The organism is Methylobacterium mesophilicum SR1.6/6, from assembly GCF_000364445.2.
Taxonomy (GTDB): Bacteria; Pseudomonadota; Alphaproteobacteria; order Rhizobiales; family Beijerinckiaceae; genus Methylobacterium; species Methylobacterium mesophilicum_A.
Genome location: NZ_CP043538.1, coordinates 5,186,901 through 5,204,456, shown reverse-complemented (window position 1 = coordinate 5,204,456; position 17,556 = coordinate 5,186,901). Strand labels below are relative to the sequence as shown.

The following is a 17,556-nucleotide window of genomic DNA, read 5'->3' as shown; positions in this document are numbered from 1 at the left end:
CTGGCAAGCCGGCGGGCCTCGGAATTCTCGGTGGGCACCGATGGTTCTGAGATAGCACCCACCCCGCTCGAAATCCAGACCAGGCACCTGCGTGCACGGTACGATTTCAGCTCTAGCCTCGCCGCGGTGGTCGCGGAATTGGCGTTCGCCTCCTCGGACTCGTGGAGGGCGTCGCGATGAGCACCTCAGCCATCAACCCGACTTATCAGGCATGCCCTACAAAGCGGGCGCGGCGGTCAAAGGCTGCGGTCACCGACCTCAAGCAGGTCATCTACGATATCGTCGCGGCCGACCACCCGATGACGGTCCGGCAGATCTACTATCAGCTCGTCCAACGCAGCGTGATTGAGAAGACCGAGGCCGAGTACCAGCAGACGGTGGTGCGCCTGCTGACTTCGATGCGGATCGACGGCGAGTTGCCGTTCCACTGGATCGTGGATCACACCCGCCGGCGGCAGGTAACCAGAACCTACAGCAGCATCGCGGAGGCGGCGGACGACACCGCCACCTTTTATCGCCGCAGCGCTTTGCGGGACTCGCCCGCCTACATTGAGATCTGGGTCGAGAAGGACGCGCTGTCCGGCATCATGTGGGATCCGACCTCGACCTACGACGTGCCGTTGTTGTCGTCGAAGGGCATGCCCTCGCTCACCTTCCTGCATTCGACAGCCGAGCAGATCAGGCGCGAGTGGCAGGTCCGTCGGCGCCCCAGCTACATCTACCAATTCGGCGACCACGACCCGACCGGTGCGCTGATCCCTCGCACCATTGAGTCACGACTCCGGGAGTTCTGCCCGGGGATCGACTTCACCGTGGAGCGGGTGGCGCTGACCGAGCGCCAGATCAAGGAGCATCGGTTGCCGACGCGTCCGACGAAGCGGGACGGCAATCGACACGCCAAGGACTTTGAGGGCGAGAGCGTTGAGTTGGACGCGCTCCCGCCCCGAGTCCTGAAGGGTATGGTTCGGGAAGCGATTGAGCGGCACATCTCGCCGGTCGCGCTCGCCGCACTCAGGGTTGCTGAGCGGTCCGAGAGGGACCTGCTGCGCGCTTGGGGCGAACAGTTCAGCGAGGGAGGCGCGGCATGAACGCGCCGTTCCATAGCCCCGAGCGGGCGGCCATGACCGCCCACACCTTCGACGCCGTCCACGAGGCCGCGTCGATCGCCGAGAGCTACGCCAGGATGGCCACCGAGTTCGCGGCGATCGGTGACGCCCGCGGCCTTCGGTACGCGCTGCGCCAAGCTGCCGTCGCTCTCGCCAGCGCGGCGGACGCCGCGGCGCTACTCAAGCCCACCAGCTCGCGCGGAGGCGCCTGATGTCCGAGCGCTCGTTCAATGACTCCTCGCCGGACGAAGCGGACCAGTTTCACGGCTGGCCCGGCCCCGATCCCGACGCCATGCCGCGGGGTAAGGGTCGCAATAATAGTGCGGCCCTTGCCAGTACCGCGATCAGCATTCGCTGGCACGGAGATGCGGACCCAGACGCCGATCGCGCTTGGTTGGTCCAGGATCTAATCTGCGAAACCGGCAAAGGCCTGATGCCCGGCCAATGGGGATGCGGGAAGACCTTCACGGCGATCGACCTGTCCGCGTCGGTGATGACCGGGCAGCCGTTCGCCGGACGACGTGTTGTCCGGCAGGGCGGCGTTCTGTTCGTCGCCTCGGAGGGTGCCTTTGAGATCCCGATCCGGCTGCGCGGTCTGGTTCAGGGGAAGCTGGGAGGCGATCCCGGTGATAGGCTTCCCTTTGCATGGATCGATGACTGTCCGCGCCTGCTCAGCACCGAGGCGGTCGCCCAACTCGTCGCGGTAGCCAAGGCCGCTGCCGACCATCTGCGCGAGACCTTCGACCTTCCGCTCGCGCTGATCATCGTGGACACCGTCGCGGCAGCGGCTGGTTTCGGAGACGAGAACTCGGCCGCCGAGGCGCAGCGGGTGATGAACGCCATGGAGGCGCTGAGTCGCCAGACGGGGGCATTCGTCCTCGGCATCGACCACTTCGGGAAGACCGCCGAGACCGGCACGCGGGGCTCCTCTGCCAAGGAGGCTGCGGCGGACGCGGTTCTCGCCGTCCTCGCCAACCGGGACGAGGGCGGGTCCATCAGCAACACGCGCATGGCGATCCGGAAGGTGCGCGGCGCGCGCTGCGGGTACGAGATCCCGTTCGATCTGGAGATCGTCACCGTCGGCGAGAATTACGACCGCGAGCCGATCACCACCTGTGTGGTGAACTGGCAGACGGACCGGACCTCGGCCGCGGCCGTCGCCGCCAGCAGGGATCGCTGGCCAACCTCGTCGAAGGTGTTCCGGCAGGCCTTGCTGACGAGTCGCGCCGAAGAGGGCATCCGAGCGTGGCCGTTCGGGAACGAGGCCGCCGAAGTCCGAGCCGTACCGCTGCAAGCCGTAAGGGCGGCGTTCTTCGCCATCTACCCGGCCGATGGGGACGACGAGGCCAAGCGGTCGGAAGCCAAGCGCAAGGCGTTCAAGCGAGCCGTGGAGACCTGCCTCGGCCGCAGCCTGATCGGCTCCGTGGCCCTGAATGGCATCGACCACATCTGGCTGATCGAGGCGGGGGAATGACCCGATCGACCGGACGGACAGGACAGATCCCTAGGGTTTTGTCCTGTCCGTCCGGTGCTGGACGCCGGACAAACGGGACATCTGTCCGGAATGTCCGGTTTGTCCGACCCAGTCGTCTATGCAGCGTTCAACCGATCACAAGCTTGACCAACAGGAGCGCCACGAACGAACCGGCGGTCGCGATGCCTAGGAGGTACGGGCTGGGGAGCTGGTCCGTGGTGTCGACGTCTTCACCCGCGCGGTGGATCGGCCGAGTGGTGGCGTGGTTGCTCGCCGAGCTGGTGTTCACATCAGGGTAGATGGGTTGAGCCATGCTGATGTCCTCCGGTCAGTAGGAGGTTCAACTCACATCGGCCCATATGGTGCGGCTGCAGTTACCAGACGTGCTCCGTCACGAGCTGCCCGCTCTGATCGAATGTGCCCTGCCACCCGCCATCGTAGTGATGAACTGTGACGCGCGCGCTGCCCGCGTCCACCCAGCTTTCGGGGACGATCAGAACCCTGGCGTTCCCCTCAATGACAGAGCGCTTTAGAGCGGCCGCACTCACGCCGATGCGCAGTGCCACGTCCTCGGGATCAACGATCCAGATGCCGGGAAGATCAAGATCGAGCCTCATCGGAAAGCGCCTCTGCCGGGACACCTGAGCGCCTTCTATTGCTAAGGGCTGTGGGTTTCTTCCTCCAAATTAGGGAGGGGGCGGAAGGCTTAGCCGATCAGATGCCTACGCTCGCCGCGCCGGCTTCAGCGGCCTGCTTCACGGTAGCCCCGTCTCGCAGAGCCATCGCTATCGCGGTCGACATGGTATCCACGGCGTGCGCGCGATCTTCACCGTGATCGTAGGGGCTATTCTCCCCCGCTCTGAGCCGCCCATAGTGGCCGCTTGGGAACTTGCGGTCGATCCGGTCTCTCAGCATCCGCACGGCAGCATTGTAATCTGTCTCGAAGTTCCTTGCCCTAAAGAAGAACTCACCGTTGAAATCGCCGGCTTCCTTCTTGGCGGCGATTATGTCGGCTTTCCGCTCCTGGGCGTTGCCAAGGAGAAATGCGATCGTCTTGGAGACCAGCCAGGTAACAAACGACATCGAAGCCTCCCGATAAGGCGACGAATGACGCAACTGCCCGGCCTACGTAGCACGTGTCAGCGGCATTTGTGTTTCAACGCGGGATTGTGATGGCCGCTGGATAAGCGCAGCCTTCCGGCCTGCCTGACGATCACATCACTGCATCGCGACGGCGGCGCTCTGCGCCATCAGCGCGACGGTCAGGAGCATCCCGAGCGCGGCGGGCGTGGCGATGATGATGCGGTTCGACATGCTGATCATGGCGCGATCCTTTCCCGCTCAATGTGGCGAGATCATCGAAGCTGCGCCGTGCGGCATGTCACTCCATCTGCTGACGATCCTCGTGATCGCTGCCGTATTGCTGATCCATCGCACCTCTCCTCCGCTGAGAACTGCAACTTCCGCGCCAGCGCGGGGTCGACCATGACTCAGAGAACGGCATCGTGGTTAACGAAAGCTTGCGATCAGGCGGCTGCCAGCGCGAGGCGTCGGATTTCGGTGACCGCTGGATCGCTAGTCACCAAAGAGCGCCGAACACCCGCGGCAGAACAACGCAGTCTAGTAATAACACAACACAACAGCGAATAACTAGGCATAACAGCGAACGACGGCGAACGACTGATAGACACAAGTCGTTCGCTTGCAATTATATCTCAGATCACAACACATCTTAGAGCATCATTTGCACACGGAGTGCGCCCGAGATGTCCGCCGACCGTATCGAGTTCTCCGAACCCGTTCGCTTCAGGGCTGAGCCCGGCCTGAACCACGCCGTTGCTCGCGCCGCTCGGAAGGCTCGCACGTCGTCCGCGGAGTGGATGCGCCAAGCACTACGGCAGCGCCTTGCCGCCGATGGCGTTGCCCTCCCGGATCTGGACGGTGGCGACGGTCCCCGACCCGCCGGCCCGGCGGCCGCCCTCGCTCGTGCAGCTTGAGGGAGATCGGCATGAACCTCCCGATCGCCAACATCCGCACCGACCGCCACGTCGCGCCGTACGTCAGCCTCGGCCGCAGCCGTCCTGACCTAAAGCCCGTAGCGCCATCGGAGCCCCGCACCTCCGCGCAGATCTTCGCTGATGGTGAGCACGCGCGACGCCAGTGCGATGCCTTGCTGGCGAGCCGCCCCGATATGCTCTTGCTCGGCTCGCCGGAGGAGGTCGCCGCCCTCGACGCCAGCATTGAGCACGCTCGGATCCGGATGGCTCAGGCTCATGCCCAGCACGCCGCAGCGTTGGTGTCTGAGGCCGAGGCTCAGGCCGCGCACGAGGCCGAGCAGAAGCGCCGCAAAGATCTTCACCGCAAGGCCATGAAGGCCTCTGCCGAGGTCGAGAAGCTAGCGACCGAGTATGTCACCGAGGCCCAGCGCCTGGTGCCGTTGTTGGAGCGGATCCGCGAGCGTGCCGCGCTGATCGAGTCCGCCAACTTCGCCTTGCCCGATGGCGTTGATCCAGTTCCGACCGGCGAGCCCCCCTGCCGCTGGGAGGGCAGGCTCGACCAGCCGCACGCCTCAATCGCCAGCCGCGTGCGGTTGCCCAACCCGGGCAACGGCACTGGCTTCATCTGGGGCGAGATCGCCGCCCCGCTTCCCTACAGGATTGTCCATGACCCGCGCTGAGATCGAGGAAGGCGCCGCCTGGGCGCGTCGTCTGTTCCGCAAGCCCGAGCCGACCGCTCCCGAGCGCAAGCCCACTCAGGCGGAGCGCATGGCCGCTTGGTCGGCTCAGAACCGCCAGGACGAGGCCAAGGGCACGCAGACCCGCACGGCCGTTGAGCAGAGCCGGCGCGATCTGCACGTTCCCGGCACCGCCTATCAGGTTGGCCAGGAGCGCTACGCGGCTGACGGCAGCCGCTGGAAGCGTACCGGCTGAAGGAATTGCGCGGGTCCAAGCCTACGGGCCTTCTCCCCGCGCCATTGAGGGCGATGCAGTCAGCCCAACAGCGGAAAGCCAGCCTGTCCCCGAATGACCATGGCCATGGGACCGGGGATCCAAAGGCCGGCGAGGCTGCACTCCCTGACCAAGCAGGGACCAACGGAGATCGCGGCGGAGGGGGTCACCCCGCTGCGGTCTCCTCACCCGACAGTCCGGAGAGCCTCATGGCCAGCACAAAGCCCGACACCACCGTGAAGCCCGACGTGCCGGTTATTGAGACCACGCCTGTCGATCACGGTGACGCTCACGGCATCGGCAACACCGAGCGGGCTGTCATCAAGCCCGGCACCTTGCACGAGTCCGCCGAGGACGCTCAGGCCAACGGCACTGCGTTCCGGCGAGGCTGACGACCGTGTCAGTCGCCTCCACCACCGCCGCCGCCACCGCCGTCTCCACCACCACAGCTTCCGCCGTCGCTGGAGGAGCCGCCGTGCGAGCAGCCGTGACCACCATGGCCGCCGGACGACGAACTGTTGTCCGTCGAGGGGCTCGAGCCGCCGTAGCTCCCGCCTCCGCCACTACCGCTGCCGTTGTAGATGTAACCAACCTTCACGCGACGCTCTCGGGTCAGCATGTTGAAGAAGCTAGCGATTATCGCGATCACCGAAATGACGAGGACCGCAAGCTCAGTCGACTGCTTCACGTCCATCAGAACCTCCATCGGTTCGTCGGTCTGGACAGTATAGCACACACGCCCCTGCAGCGCCCTGAGGCCGATGAGCAGGTAGGACCCAACGGGGATCTCCGCACGGAGGGTGTCCGGTCAGAGCGAGTTCCGGGGTCCTTCCAGACCACCCCCAGAGGTGAGGGTCCGCCCGAGCAAAGCTTCTCCGCAGGTGTCAAATTTTACAGCGCGTTTCGCTTCGTCATCTCAAATCAAATTTGTCACCGTAGCTTCGAGGAAACCGGCCGTTGAAAGCGAAATCCGCCAGCCTTGATGCCGCCGCCGACGCCGCACTGATGGTGCCGGTTTCCACGATCGCGCACGTGCTCGACGTGACGCCGCGTCGTGTTCAGCAGCTCGTGGCCGAGGACGTACTGCCGAAGGAGGAGCGCGGACGCTATCCGCTGATCCCGGTGGTGCGCGCCTACCTTGCCCATTTGCGGGCCACGCCGGAGATCGCGCCCGGCAACCTCGACCCGGCGCAGGAGCGGGCTCGGAAGGATCGGGCGCTCGCCATCTCGGCCGAGATCAAGAACGACATCGCATTCGGCAACGTGGTGCTGATTGATGATGCCGTTGCGATCGTTACCCGCAGCTCAACCCGGGTCCGAAACAAGATGCTCGGCCTGCCCTCCCGGGTAGCCCCGCGGCTGGTGATGCGGCCGGAAGCGGAACCCATCCGGGCCATCCTCTACGATGAGGTTGTCGCCATCCTGCAGGAGTTGGTCGTCGAGCATGAGGTGCGGGCCCTGTCCGGCAAGGGCACGACTGAAGAAGCGGCATGACCGATCAGCCAGCCCCAACGCCCGTCCCGACCAACGCCCCGCCAATCCTCGGCGAGATCCGCGAGCTGCTCGGCGTGCGGTTGCGCTGGAACGGTTCCCGCTGGGTGAAGGCCGACTGACATGCCGAAGCCGCAGGAAGTCGCCGAGATCCTCGTGAAGGGGAAGCGCTACAAGAACTGGATGACGGCATCCGTCACCCGGAGCGGCGTCGAGCTATTCCCGAAGTTCGCATTCACGGCAGCCGCCCCGGCCGAGAGTGCCCCGGACTTCGCCTCAATGAAGCTCGGGATCGGTGATCCGTGCGAGGTGTACCTCGGCGGGCGACAGGCCGTTGCCGAGGGCCGCATCACTGGCCGGCAGCCGGCCTACGACGCCAAGGAGCACGGCCTGCAGATCACCGGCACCACACGCTCGCAGGTGATTGCCCGTTCGGTCGTCGATCACGAGAAGCGAGGCGAGTTCAAAGGCTACAGCCTCAGCCAGATCGCGAACTCGGTGCTGCAACCCTACGGCATCAAGTTCAGCCTGAAGGGCGACACCACCGACGCCGACAAGGTGTTCCCCAAGGTCAACGTCCAGGCTGGCGAGAGCGTCTTCACCTTCATCGAGCGCCTGTGCCGGTTCCGGAACATCTATCTGCTGCCGGGCCAGGGCTCCGACATCGTGGGCTACCGGCTGAAGTCTAAGTCGGGCTCAATCGCCGAGCTGGAGGAGGGCCGCAACATCCTCGCGGCCAACGCGGTGTTCGACTACGCCGACGCCTATTCCGAGATCCAGTCCATCGGCCAGCAGCCCGGCAACGATCAGACCTTCGGTGACGCCTCCCGGGACGTGACCGCGACGGTGAAGAACTCGGCCGTGACCGAGCACGCGCCGTACCACCTGATTGCGGAGATGCCGGGCGACCAGGCCGACATGCGGATGCGAGCCCAGCACGAGAACGGGTTCAATCTCGCCAACCAGATCAACGTGAACATCAAGGTCCAGGGCTGGTTCAAGGATCAGAACAGCCTTTGGCTTGAGCACATCGGCGACGTGGTCAGCGTCTTCAGCCCGATGTTGTTCACCAAGGACCGCATGCAGCTGGCGATCCAGGCCGTGACATCTTCTCAGGGGCCACAGGGCACCACCACCGACATCAACCTCGTCCTGCCGGAAGCCTTCAACGGCGGCGGCCAGGTCCAGTCCGGCGGGGCTCAGGGCTCCGGCGGTACCCCAGCGGGGCTCTACACCTGAGCGCCCCCACACAGATCATAGGAGGCCGGCATGGCCGATGAGACCCTGCGGATGCAGGCCGAGGTCGTTGATAAATTCAGCGGCCCGCTGAAATCGCTGCGCAGCCAGCTGCTCGACGTCTCCCGGCAGGGCGCCAGCCACGGCGAGACCCTGGCAAAGGGTATGGGCAAGGCCGAGGCGGCAATCCAGTCCACCGCGCGCTCCGCGACGACGGTGCTGAACCCCGCGTTGGCGACGGTCGGCGTGACGGGCCTGACGGCGGGCGCGGCGGTGGCCGGCGTGGCAATGTCGCTGAGCAAGCTCTCCAGCAACCTGTCGAGCCTGGGCGCGCTCTCGCGCGAGACCGGCGTGGCGGCCGGCACGCTGCAGACCTTCGGCGCCGTGGCCCGCAAGTTCGGTCTGGAACAGGATGCGGTCGCCTCCGGCACCAAGACCTTCGCCGGGAACATGCGCGAGTTCGCCCGCGGGATCGGCGACACCTACCAGTGGATCAACCGGCAGGGCACGGATGCGGCCGGACGGAAGGCCTTTCAGGACTTCGCCCAGGACATCCGCGGCACGACGGATGAGGGCGAGAAGCTCCGCAAGAGCCTCACCTTCATGGAGACGATCAAGAACCCTGTCGAGCGCGGGATCTTCGCCCAGCACCTGTTCGGCAACTCGGACTTCGGCCGACTGGCGGACGGGCACCTCGGCAAGCTCAGCGACGTGTGGAACGCGGCGAAGGAACGGCTCGGCCCGCTCGATCCGAAGGCCCTCCTGCAGGCTGAGAAGTTCGAGCAGGCCATCGCCGACCTGCGCACCTCCATGCAGACGATCGGCACCACCATCGCCAAGGAGGTGCTGCCCTTCGCCTCCGAGTTCACCCAGTGGATCGACGGCATAGCCAAGGATCAGCGTGGCGACTTCGTGAAGGGTCTGCGCGGCGGCCTGCAGGACATCGCCCGCGAGCTGAACGCCATCGATTGGAAGGGCGCCGGGGCCTCAGCGAAGGAGATGCTGCTCTCGACCACCGCGCTGGTGCAGCCCCTGGCCAACGACATCAAGGAGATTGCCGCGGCGATCCGCTCCTTCAATGAAGGCAAGTACGTCGAAGCGTTCCGGCACCTCGATGGTGGATCCGGCCCGCTCGCCCGGCGCCTCGCTCCGCTGCCCGGCGATGAGGTGCTGAACAAGCAGGACCGCCTCGACCAAGTGAAACGCCAGTTGGAGAACTTCGCAGCGTCCGAGAAGAGCGGCACCGCCAGCGAGCGCGCCCGTGAGCAGGCCGACCGTCTGCGCCGAGAGATGGAGAAGCTGACGGAGGAGATCCGGGCGCTCCGGCAGAAGAGCGAAGGCGACGCCAAGGCTCAGAAAAGCTCTGCGGAGGGCGACGGGCCGTTCGCAGGTGCCAGGATCCAGTCGGCGGCCTTCACGGGCGGTGGCGGCTTCGGGCGGCTTCCTGGGCTCGGACGTGGCGCGAACCTGCCGGGCGGCGGCTCAGGGCCAGGCTACAGCGGCGAGGCCGGCCCTGCTGGTCCAGATGCAGGCCGCGGCGGTGGGCGCCTCAACGGCCTCGGCAGCGGTGCGCCGCGGCTGGAAGGGATCGGCGCCGGCTCGGCTCCTCGTGGCGATGGCAGCGGGACCGCGGGCGCGGCACGCACCAGCCAGATGATGGGCTACGCGATGGATCAGCTCCGGCGGGAAGGTGTGCCGGAGGACAAGCTGCGGGAGTCCGCCGCGCATCTTGTCGGGCAGGCCACGATGGAGTCCGGCCTCGACCCGAACAAGGTCCACGACGGCGGGACCGGCTACGGCATCTACGGCGCGCGGGACCCGCACGGCTGGGGCAACTATCGGGGCGCTCGGCGCAGCGACATGGTCCGTTGGCTTGAGCAGAACGGCTACGCCCGCAACTCCGCTGAGGGGCAGATGCGCGAGATGGCTCACAGCGCCATGTCGGGGCGCTATCCTCGAACTCGTAGCATCCTGATGGGTGGCGGCTCGGGCAACCTCGAGGGCGACACCAACACCATCACGAAGGAGTTCGAGGCGCCGAAGTTCATCAACCGGCGCTCCGGTGCAGTCCGCAATGCCCTGCGTGCCGATCCTGAGATGCCGGCCAACCGCCTATCCGGCCTCCCGCGTCCAGATGTCAGCAAAGCCGATGGCGAGGCTTGGGCAGCCCGGGAGAATGCCCGGAAAGCCTACGAGGCTCAGATGAGCCGGAACGAGGGCCGCCTCGACGCCTCCGCCGGCAGGGCTGGCATCGTGGCCGGACCCAAGGTGGAGAACAACGGCAGCGTGACGGTCAACGTGCAGAAGGCCGGGCCGGACGCTCGGGTCACGACCTCCGCCACGGGGAACCTGTTCCGCGACATCGTCCAGAACCATGGGCGGCAGATGGCGAAGGCGGATTAAAGCCGCGCGCTAGATCTGGCGCGCGCAGCGTACCCCCACGCCAAATTCGTTCCACCAATGCGCCTCCGCTTAGCACGCCGTGCGTGGCGGATTAGCGCGTGCAATTAACTGCACGACGAGCGGCGCGCTCACGGAAAACCGAATTGGTGCTACGAATTTCGCTGCGCGCGTTTTGCCTGGCGCGACTGCGATCCGCATTAACCGCGCGTGTAACAGCGCTGTGCGTTTCATCGCATACCGGAACGCGTTACGAGATGGCATATTGATAGCATGGTGGTACAGAAAACGAGCCGTCGGGCTTTGCCCAACTCAAAAGCGTCTTCGCGGAAGGCATCTGGCTGCACCGCGTGCGTGGAGAGAAAACGATGAGCCGCTTCGCGAACGGATATCGCATCAAAGTCTCAGCTCGCACATTCGCCCAGAATTTTGCCCTGGGGTTCTCGGGCCCCTTGCTGCTGCTTCAACCCCTGCCGGGACCCCGAGCCTTGCAGCCGGGCGAAACAATAGGTCGTGCGTGGGACTCGGTTGGACGGCATCTGAACCGAGCTGCGCAACAGGTTGAGCGTGAGCAGCGGTCCAAACGATCCCTCTGACGCACCGGATCCGGCGCCTCCGCCTTCGACAGCCTTGGACGTGCTGCCGCGTGGTATGATCGAGCATGCGGCAGCAGCACTAGAGGGTGTCGTCGAACCGGATCGACGCATTGAGGCCGCCGAGAAAGTTTTGTCTGCCTTACAGGCGAAACCTGTGACTGCACCGGTCGCTGCGCAGCTCGCCGCGCAGATGACGGTTACTGCCACTCACACGCAGTACATCGGCCGCTTTCCACCCGAGGAGATGATTGCAGGATACGAGCGGGCCCGTCCAGGCTTAGGCGAGCGCGTGATCGCAATGGGCGAAGCCGATCAAGCGGCGACTATTGCCTCCGAGTCGCGGCAGCAGTGGATGGACTTCACCTATAAGGTACTCGGGCTGATCGCCGGCGTCATCTGCCTGTTCGGCGTTCTTTGGTACGTAGCGCATCTGTCCGCCACCGGCCATGATGGCTTGGCCGGCGGCGTTCTAGCCACTTTTGGTACCGGTCTCATCGGCCTCTTCGTCAACGCGTATATTGGCAGGTCCACCGCCTCGGCGCAGCCGCCGCCCGCCGTACTAGTACCACCGGAAGCGCCTTCCGCGGCGACGCCCCCGACGAAACCCGGCTGATCTCACGCCATCGCGAGCAGGTCTCCCACGATGGTCCGCGCGAACGGATCAGGCTCTCACCGCCCCCGGTCCTCAGCCATCACCTCGCGGCAGATCCGCAAGATGGTGTCCTCGCCCACCAACGGCGCCATGCCCCCGATAGCCTTCCGGATATCGGCTTCGAGCATGTTCGCGGCACCAGCGAGCGCTTCGGCATCGAAGGCAAGCTTCTTACAGGGAACGAAGCAGTCGGGAGCGATCTCAACGAAGGCACGGAGGGACTGTTTGCGCATGGCCAGATCCATAGCGAAGCGCACGCCGTGGAGGCGCGCGGACGCGAAAGAGGGAGAGAGATGTCGCGGCTCGCTTTGACCCGCTGGCGTTGACCCGGTGCCTCGTTGGCGATGGGTGCTCTGGCTCTGGGGTGCTACGGGCAAGAACCGGCCACGCGCGACGCAGGAACAATGCTCCGGCAGAGGATCAGTTGCAAGCGGCCGATGGCCTGAGCTGACTGAGGTGCTGAACTGGTGGGCCCGGCAGGACTCGAACCTGCAACCAGACCGTTATGAGCGGTCGGCTCTAACCATTTAGCTACAGGCCTTTCGCCGTTCTCGTCGAGGAAGATGACGCCGGCGGCTTTGAGGGCGGCCTAGAGCTTGGCCCTGAGGTCTGCGCGGCCGCCGATCAGGCCGCCTGCTTCCGTGGCCTCGCTAGAGAGTTGCCGACGGCACCCCTATCAGTGCCGGGTCGTGATGCCTCCGCCATCGCAGTCCTGCTGGAAGGGCTGCGGCGCGGCTCGGAGGTCTATCCTTCGCCGTTAGTTCTATCGCCGCCGACACCGTAGGTTTCGGACGATACCGCGAGGTGATCGGCCAATTCCTGGGCGGCCGCGTCACCGAACGTGCGACGCGCCATCGCCACCAGTTCGTCCCGCGTCGGCTCACTCATGTCGACGGGGCAACAAGCGCTGAACGCGATAAGCTGCGGCTGCATGGCGGTACCAGATGGCTGAGTGAACCTCTCCAACGCTCATCCGGCAAGTTGGTTACTGCCGTCTGAAGGTTTCGGCTTCAGTGTCCCGCCACCTTCGCCTGAAGTATCGCCTGCAGGACCGCTAGCGCGGCGCCTCCCGGATGCCGGATCGGCTCCAGGCCCTGGTAGCGACGACTCCGCACCCCCGGCGGTTGCATCTTGGCCTCACCCGGTCCCGGGCCAGTCCTCGTCACGACACCCCATTCTGGAAGAGCGTGCGCAGCAATGATCAACGCGGCGTCGGTCCAGGCCTTCGCCTCCATGAACAGGGCGAACCGCACTTTGATGTCGGCATGCGGCTTACCGGTCGTGGCGAACCACACATCGGCGAACAGCTCGCGCGAGGGTTCGCGGGCTGCGGCGGCCTTCTCAATCAGAGCGTTGAGGCGAGCTCCGTCGGGTTTCTTCACACCCGGTCAGATCCGCTTGCCCTGAACGTCCAGCCCCTTCAGAGGCACGCCTGTCCTGAACCGTCCGTATTTCCGGCCGATGTGATCGAGGAACGCACCGTAGGCCATTCTTACAAGATGCCGGTCGTTGTCGACAACGACGCGCAGGAGACGAGCACGGAACAGCTCGTCAGGCTCCGGATCGCTCACTTCCGATAGCCCTTCAACTTCAGACGCTCGGTGAGTGGGTTAGGCGTCGTCATCTTCGGTGCCGCCATCCTCGAAGCCATCGAACCCATCTAGGGGCACACCGGTCCGGTACACGTCGTATTTGCGACCCAACGCGTCGAGCTGCTTCCCCGACGCTCCCAACACGAGGTCCCGATCGCCGTCAGGAACTTCTCGCAGCAGCCGCTCGCGGAAATCGGCGTCGGGTTCGGGATCGCTCATTTGAGATAGCCCTTCGCCTTCAGGTGTTCGGCGAGGATCTGGCGGACTGCTTCGGCCCGCGGCGGCTTGTCTGGCTGTTGATCGGACCACGCGTCTACCGCGTCGAGCAGCGGCCGTTGCATGCGCGACCGAACCTCCTCGCTGTCAACCGAGGGGCGCCCCATCTTCGACTTTTTGCGCGCAACATCTGTTGACATAGCAACTTTATACGCGCAAGAAAGGCGGGCCGCAACGGTGCTGGACACACCGAAACGGCCCTGACCACCACGATCGAGTGAGGATCGAAATGGCTACTCACGCCTATAGCACACGCACGCCCTTATTACGCCTGTCCGGCAGCCCGCAGCCCTTATTAGGCACAGGGCTCGGCCGCCAGCCGGGCCCCGTCACCATCGCCCTCGCGGCCATGCAGGCTGCAGACCCTGACCGCCAGCGCATCCGCGAGCTGCGCCGCCGGATCGCAGACCGCATCGAGGCGGACCTCGCCTTATTAGATGCCCTCGACGGTGACACGGATCTGGAAGACGGCCACGACGCCGAGGGCAATACCGACGACAACGGCATTGCCGACTACGACGCGATCGCCGAGCAGGGCTTCCCTGGCTACGGGAGGTGCTTATGAGCGCTCCCGCCAATCGCTGCGGCTTTCTGCGCGGTCTCGCTCTCGCATCAGCAACTGCTGGAACCGGGGCGTTCGCCCTTCCCACGACTGCTGCACAGCAGTCGCATCCCGATGCGGATCTGATCGCCGCCGGGGTGGAGGCGGATCGCCTCGACGCGGCGTTCAAGGCTGCCTGTGAAGCCAGAACAGCCGCTGGCCGAGCTGCTCGGCGTGATCACGGCCTCGTGCCGCTCGCGCTCGTGCTGAACGCAGAGGAGAAGCGACTTTTCCGTCACTGGTGGTTCGGCATGCCGGGGGATCCGCCGTACCCGCGAGTGCGACCACAGTCCGCGCCTGATGGCTCTTGGCGCAATCCCGATCTGGCTTGGAGCGGCCGAGGTCTACGCGTCGTCATTGAACGTGCTGTTGGGCGCTTGGGCCCTGCGGGCCGCACGCCGCATCTGCTCCGCCGCTGGCGGCAGCTCCTGCCCTTGGCAGATGCCCATGACAGGCGCGTCGAGGAGGCTCATGCCCGATATAGGATTGTTGAACTGGGCGCTGCCGAGAGGGAAGCGGAGACGGCTTGGCGAGCCGCTCGCGACCGAATGCGGCTTCTCACAGCTACCACTTCTGAGGGCCTAGCTGTGCACGTCGGCATGTTCGAGGCGATGTATCGCGAGAACATCCCGGAGCACTACCTGCCCCTGCTGTTGAGCGCCGCCAACGTCTCGGGCGTCTCACTCAACCTGCGCGAGATGGGGCATTCCGCATGAAGGCGTTGCGCTTCACCGAGGCCGGCCCTGTCTGCCGCGTCCGGAGCCTGATCTACGCCTTCCTCGCCATCCGGATGATCCGGCTCGCCCGGTTCGATTTGGCCCGGTCAGAACGGCTGCACCGCGATGGTGATGAAGCCTTCGCGCGGTCCCGGGAGCGGGTGCGGCTGGCAGATGCTCTGGCCATGCGGGCAAAACCTGAGTGACGATCAGGTTATTGCCGGCAAACCCGGCATTTCCCGGTTTGAGCATCCACGCCCGCCCGCTCGGCCTTTGGGCAAAGGAGGTCGCGTAGCGGGCGTGGAAGGTCGGAGGACGATCCGACTTCAATAGCCTACGCTCGGTTGGCCAAATGCGAAACGGTTTCGCTTTTGGAAAACGGAAATGATTTCCGTTTTGCGCTCCCCAGATCCGGGGAGGTCAAACACGACACCGTGTCGCTTTTGAAAACGGACATGGTGTCCGTTTCGCTGAGCCGGTTCTCAGCATCCACGCCCGCCCAGTTGAGACGCACGGGGGAAGACGTCCGCGGGCGGGCGTGGTGGCCGAGAGGAGGTCGGCGTTCGACTGAATGCAAAATTCATGCATCCACGCCCGCCCGTTACCACCGGATGAAGATCCGTCAGACGGGCGTGGACGGCCAGCAGGGGCTAAGGCCGCCGGCAAGCTGATCAATAAATCGTGAGCTTTGCCAAATCATGTCCGCCGTCATCTGCCGGCGCTCGCTAAGATCCGCGCTCAGGATGTGGATCAGGACGTGGGTAGACACCAGGAGCCAGGAGCTAAGTGCATGAAGAACAACGCTGAAACTGGATCCATGGGCGGACGCTCCCTCCGCCAAATGATCCGCGAAATCCCTCATTCGCGACGACCTCGCGGTCCTCGTCATCGATCAGCCAACAATCGAGTCGACCGGATCGACGATGTTGTGGCGCGGAAGGCTCGAGCCGCGCTCGCGCAGAGCGCGATGAATCTGTCGACAGCCCCGATGCACGGGAACCGCGCGGTCGCGCAGCCGTAGGCTCTGTGTCGCTGATCGATACCGAGGCCAGCATGTTGTCCCTGGGCCTGTTCTGTTTCGTGGCCGGCGTCGGCCTGGCCGCCAGCTCCGACAGATTCCCCCGCCACAAGGCGATCCTCGAGGCGATGGGCGGAAGCCTGTTCGTGGCTGGCCTCGGTTTCGCAGGGGCAGACTTCGCGCTGGCGTCCTGATCCGTCGTCATTCGTTCGGGGGACGCGTCCGCCCGGCGGAGCGCCTAGCCTTCTCCTCGGCGCAGCCTCTGCGTCGCTCAGGAGGACGCTCATGTCCGCTGCCCTGCCTCCCGCGCTCCGGCGCAATCTTCTGCTGTTCGCGCTGGCCTTCGCGGTCGCCGCGACGGCGTTCGGCACCGTCATGCTGACCTCGCCTCCGACCAGCGAGGCGGCAGACGCGATCCTGACGGATGACGGCGTCATTCCGCCGGTCACCAACTGCGAGCTCCTGCCGATTGGCGACGTCAACCGGTGCACGGTCTACCGGTGAGCGCCTGAGGCCGACCGGGTGCGCCGTCCGGGCACCCGGCCCTCTCGCATCGCCCCTGCCGCACCGGCGCGGATCCGCCGACGCGGCCGGGACAGCGGTCAGCCGCCCGTCATAATCGGGGCAGTGCCTTCATCGCCGAAACGCATCGGCGGCGGCCTCCAGGCCCGCACGCGGCGAATCGTGAGCCATCGCCGGGTTCGGGCCGCCCTATCGGCCGATGCGGGCCATCAGATGCCGACCATAGGCATCCCAGAGCAGATGGGCGGCGTAGGAAGCCTGCAGGGTGATCATGACCTCCCAGTCTCGGCGCAGAACCTTCAGGAGCGTCCGATCATGGATCGCGCCTTCGACGCCGATGGCGACAGCGAGGATCGTGCTGACGGCGAAGATGCCGATCCAGTGAAATCGTCGAGCGACAACGACGCCGAGGGCCGCGGTCAGGATATACAGCATGGGGGGTGCCGGCCTGCCAATTCGGTCTGCTTAGGTAGCCCGATATGGTCAAGCTTAGCAAGCGAGGCGGTTGTCGCGCCGCAGCATCACGGCGCGACCAGGTCAGCCACGCCGTAGGCGGCCATGCTGAAAATCATGGTCCAGATCAACAGGAAGCCCGTCCTAAAGGAAAAGGCCTCCGACGGCGTGAGCCGATCATACCACATCTGCGCTTTGCGCAGCGGTATCTTGAAAGGATTGTCCGACGCTCTGTTGATCATTCTGGTCAACTTGATGCGAGGCTGGCGTAACAAAGTGTTTCCGACAATTTCAGCCGTCGCGATGCTACAGTCCAGCTCGCCGCAGGGATGCAACTTTTCGCACACAGCGCGCGCTTTTCGCACGTCGCGCAGCCGCGGGCGGTGATCGCGCGTGGGCTGACGGCGGAGGCCTGCCGGGCCGCGCATCCGCGCTCGCGCCCCTGATGGCTGAGGAGTGGGCAGCGGCGCGCGCG

26 protein-coding genes and 1 tRNA gene are annotated in these 17,556 nt (G+C 65.3%); 16 read left to right on the top strand and 11 right to left on the bottom strand.

Annotated features, from left to right (window positions below; translation table 11 throughout):
- Positions 1-176 precede the first annotated feature (176 nt).
- Genes MMSR116_RS24645 through MMSR116_RS24635 form a run of 3 tightly spaced genes read left to right on the top strand, consistent with a single transcriptional unit; the run spans position 177 to position 2,580 of the window.
- Positions 177-1,088, top strand: coding sequence for a hypothetical protein (locus MMSR116_RS24645; protein WP_010685525.1), 912 nt, complete (start codon positions 177-179; stop codon positions 1,086-1,088).
- The gene (locus MMSR116_RS24640) at positions 1,085-1,318 is read left to right on the top strand and encodes a hypothetical protein (protein WP_010685524.1); all 234 of its coding nucleotides are present in this window, start codon (positions 1,085-1,087) and stop codon (positions 1,316-1,318) included. The genes MMSR116_RS24645 and MMSR116_RS24640 overlap by 4 nt, the downstream gene beginning before the upstream one ends.
- Positions 1,318-2,580, top strand: a complete 1,263-nt coding sequence (locus MMSR116_RS24635) for an ATP-binding protein (RefSeq protein WP_010685523.1) — start codon at positions 1,318-1,320, stop codon at positions 2,578-2,580. Before MMSR116_RS24640 ends, MMSR116_RS24635 begins: the two co-directional genes overlap by 1 nt.
- Positions 2,581-2,707: 127 nt before the next feature.
- Here MMSR116_RS24635 and MMSR116_RS24630 read toward each other — a convergent pair whose 3' ends face one another.
- From MMSR116_RS24630 to MMSR116_RS24620, 3 genes are all read right to left on the bottom strand, one after another.
- Positions 2,708-2,893, bottom strand: a complete 186-nt coding sequence (locus MMSR116_RS24630) for a hypothetical protein (RefSeq protein WP_010685522.1) — start codon at positions 2,891-2,893, stop codon at positions 2,708-2,710.
- Positions 2,894-2,954: 61 nt separating this feature from the next.
- Entirely contained in the window at positions 2,955-3,197 is a 243-nt protein-coding gene (locus tag MMSR116_RS24625; RefSeq protein WP_010685521.1) for a hypothetical protein, read from the bottom strand.
- 97 nt (positions 3,198-3,294) lie between these two features.
- On the bottom strand, positions 3,295-3,663 hold the full coding sequence (locus MMSR116_RS24620) for a hypothetical protein (RefSeq protein ID WP_010685520.1): 369 nt from the start codon (positions 3,661-3,663) through the stop codon (positions 3,295-3,297).
- A 925-nt stretch (positions 3,664-4,588) separates the two neighbouring features.
- On the opposite strand from MMSR116_RS24620, the gene MMSR116_RS24615 reads away from it, so the two are divergent.
- From MMSR116_RS24615 to MMSR116_RS24605, 3 genes are all read left to right on the top strand, one after another.
- A complete protein-coding gene (locus tag MMSR116_RS24615; protein WP_010685517.1) occupies positions 4,589-5,257 on the top strand; it encodes a hypothetical protein in 669 nt (222 codons plus the stop codon).
- On the top strand, positions 5,244-5,510 hold the full coding sequence (locus MMSR116_RS24610) for a hypothetical protein (RefSeq protein ID WP_010685516.1): 267 nt from the start codon (positions 5,244-5,246) through the stop codon (positions 5,508-5,510). Before MMSR116_RS24615 ends, MMSR116_RS24610 begins: the two co-directional genes overlap by 14 nt.
- 227 nt (positions 5,511-5,737) lie before the next feature.
- On the top strand, positions 5,738-5,920 hold the full coding sequence (locus tag MMSR116_RS24605) for a hypothetical protein (protein WP_010685515.1): 183 nt from the start codon (positions 5,738-5,740) through the stop codon (positions 5,918-5,920).
- Between the two features lie 8 nt (positions 5,921-5,928).
- On the opposite strand, the gene MMSR116_RS24600 is transcribed toward MMSR116_RS24605, so the two are convergent.
- The gene (locus tag MMSR116_RS24600) at positions 5,929-6,222 is read right to left on the bottom strand and encodes a hypothetical protein (protein WP_010685514.1); all 294 of its coding nucleotides are present in this window, start codon (positions 6,220-6,222) and stop codon (positions 5,929-5,931) included.
- A gap of 263 nt (positions 6,223-6,485) precedes the next feature.
- Here MMSR116_RS24600 and MMSR116_RS24595 point away from each other — a divergent pair, with 263 nt between their 5' ends.
- The 5 genes from MMSR116_RS24595 to MMSR116_RS24580 all read left to right on the top strand — a co-directional run bounded on the left by MMSR116_RS24595 (position 6,486) and on the right by MMSR116_RS24580 (position 11,864).
- Positions 6,486-7,022 carry a hypothetical protein gene (locus MMSR116_RS24595; protein WP_010685513.1) on the top strand — a complete coding sequence of 179 codons (537 nt, stop codon included), beginning with the start codon at positions 6,486-6,488 and terminating at the stop codon, positions 7,020-7,022.
- On the top strand, positions 7,019-7,141 hold the full coding sequence (locus MMSR116_RS32305) for a hypothetical protein (protein ID WP_280178350.1): 123 nt from the start codon (positions 7,019-7,021) through the stop codon (positions 7,139-7,141). The genes MMSR116_RS24595 and MMSR116_RS32305 overlap by 4 nt, the downstream gene beginning before the upstream one ends.
- 1 nt (position 7,142) lies before the next feature.
- Positions 7,143-8,258 carry a phage baseplate assembly protein gene (locus MMSR116_RS24590; RefSeq protein WP_010685512.1) on the top strand — a complete coding sequence of 372 codons (1,116 nt, stop codon included), beginning with the start codon at positions 7,143-7,145 and terminating at the stop codon, positions 8,256-8,258.
- A 30-nt stretch (positions 8,259-8,288) separates the two neighbouring features.
- Entirely contained in the window at positions 8,289-10,658 is a 2,370-nt protein-coding gene (locus tag MMSR116_RS24585) for a hypothetical protein (protein WP_010685511.1), read from the top strand.
- A gap of 627 nt (positions 10,659-11,285) precedes the next feature.
- Entirely contained in the window at positions 11,286-11,864 is a 579-nt protein-coding gene (locus MMSR116_RS24580) for a DUF2335 domain-containing protein (RefSeq protein WP_010685509.1), read from the top strand.
- 56 nt (positions 11,865-11,920) lie between these two features.
- On the opposite strand, the gene MMSR116_RS24575 is transcribed toward MMSR116_RS24580, so the two are convergent.
- From MMSR116_RS24575 to MMSR116_RS32300, 5 genes are all read right to left on the bottom strand, one after another.
- Positions 11,921-12,136 carry a hypothetical protein gene (locus tag MMSR116_RS24575; RefSeq protein WP_039894036.1) on the bottom strand — a complete coding sequence of 72 codons (216 nt, stop codon included), beginning with the start codon at positions 12,134-12,136 and terminating at the stop codon, positions 11,921-11,923.
- A 232-nt stretch (positions 12,137-12,368) separates the two neighbouring features.
- Positions 12,369-12,444, bottom strand: a tRNA-Ile gene (locus MMSR116_RS24570).
- 469 nt (positions 12,445-12,913) lie between these two features.
- Positions 12,914-13,285, bottom strand: coding sequence for a hypothetical protein (locus tag MMSR116_RS24565; protein ID WP_010685506.1), 372 nt, complete (start codon positions 13,283-13,285; stop codon positions 12,914-12,916).
- A 228-nt stretch (positions 13,286-13,513) separates the two neighbouring features.
- Positions 13,514-13,714 carry a hypothetical protein gene (locus MMSR116_RS24555; RefSeq protein ID WP_010685504.1) on the bottom strand — a complete coding sequence of 67 codons (201 nt, stop codon included), beginning with the start codon at positions 13,712-13,714 and terminating at the stop codon, positions 13,514-13,516.
- On the bottom strand, positions 13,711-13,836 hold the full coding sequence (locus MMSR116_RS32300) for a hypothetical protein (RefSeq protein WP_280178349.1): 126 nt from the start codon (positions 13,834-13,836) through the stop codon (positions 13,711-13,713). Before MMSR116_RS32300 ends, MMSR116_RS24555 begins: the two co-directional genes overlap by 4 nt.
- Before the next feature lie 164 nt (positions 13,837-14,000).
- On the opposite strand from MMSR116_RS32300, the gene MMSR116_RS24545 reads away from it, so the two are divergent.
- From MMSR116_RS24545 to MMSR116_RS24525, 5 genes are all read left to right on the top strand, one after another.
- Positions 14,001-14,336, top strand: a complete 336-nt coding sequence (locus tag MMSR116_RS24545) for a hypothetical protein (protein WP_010685502.1) — start codon at positions 14,001-14,003, stop codon at positions 14,334-14,336.
- The gene (locus tag MMSR116_RS24540) at positions 14,333-15,088 is read left to right on the top strand and encodes a hypothetical protein (RefSeq protein WP_010685501.1); all 756 of its coding nucleotides are present in this window, start codon (positions 14,333-14,335) and stop codon (positions 15,086-15,088) included. The genes MMSR116_RS24545 and MMSR116_RS24540 overlap by 4 nt, the downstream gene beginning before the upstream one ends.
- On the top strand, positions 15,085-15,294 hold the full coding sequence (locus MMSR116_RS24535) for a hypothetical protein (protein WP_010685500.1): 210 nt from the start codon (positions 15,085-15,087) through the stop codon (positions 15,292-15,294). The genes MMSR116_RS24540 and MMSR116_RS24535 overlap by 4 nt, the downstream gene beginning before the upstream one ends.
- Positions 15,295-16,114: 820 nt before the next feature.
- A complete protein-coding gene (locus MMSR116_RS24530) occupies positions 16,115-16,300 on the top strand; it encodes a hypothetical protein (RefSeq protein WP_039894033.1) in 186 nt (61 codons plus the stop codon).
- Positions 16,301-16,391: 91 nt separating this feature from the next.
- The gene (locus tag MMSR116_RS24525) at positions 16,392-16,610 is read left to right on the top strand and encodes a hypothetical protein (protein WP_010685498.1); all 219 of its coding nucleotides are present in this window, start codon (positions 16,392-16,394) and stop codon (positions 16,608-16,610) included.
- Between the two features lie 207 nt (positions 16,611-16,817).
- Here the strand turns inward: MMSR116_RS24525 and MMSR116_RS24520 are convergent, their stop codons facing one another.
- Positions 16,818-17,063: a hypothetical protein gene (locus tag MMSR116_RS24520; protein ID WP_010685497.1), complete on the bottom strand. Its 246-nt coding sequence runs from the start codon at positions 17,061-17,063 to the stop codon at positions 16,818-16,820.
- Positions 17,064-17,149: 86 nt separating this feature from the next.
- Positions 17,150-17,509 carry a hypothetical protein gene (locus tag MMSR116_RS24515; RefSeq protein ID WP_158169127.1) on the bottom strand — a complete coding sequence of 120 codons (360 nt, stop codon included), beginning with the start codon at positions 17,507-17,509 and terminating at the stop codon, positions 17,150-17,152.
- Positions 17,510-17,556: the final 47 nt, after the last annotated feature.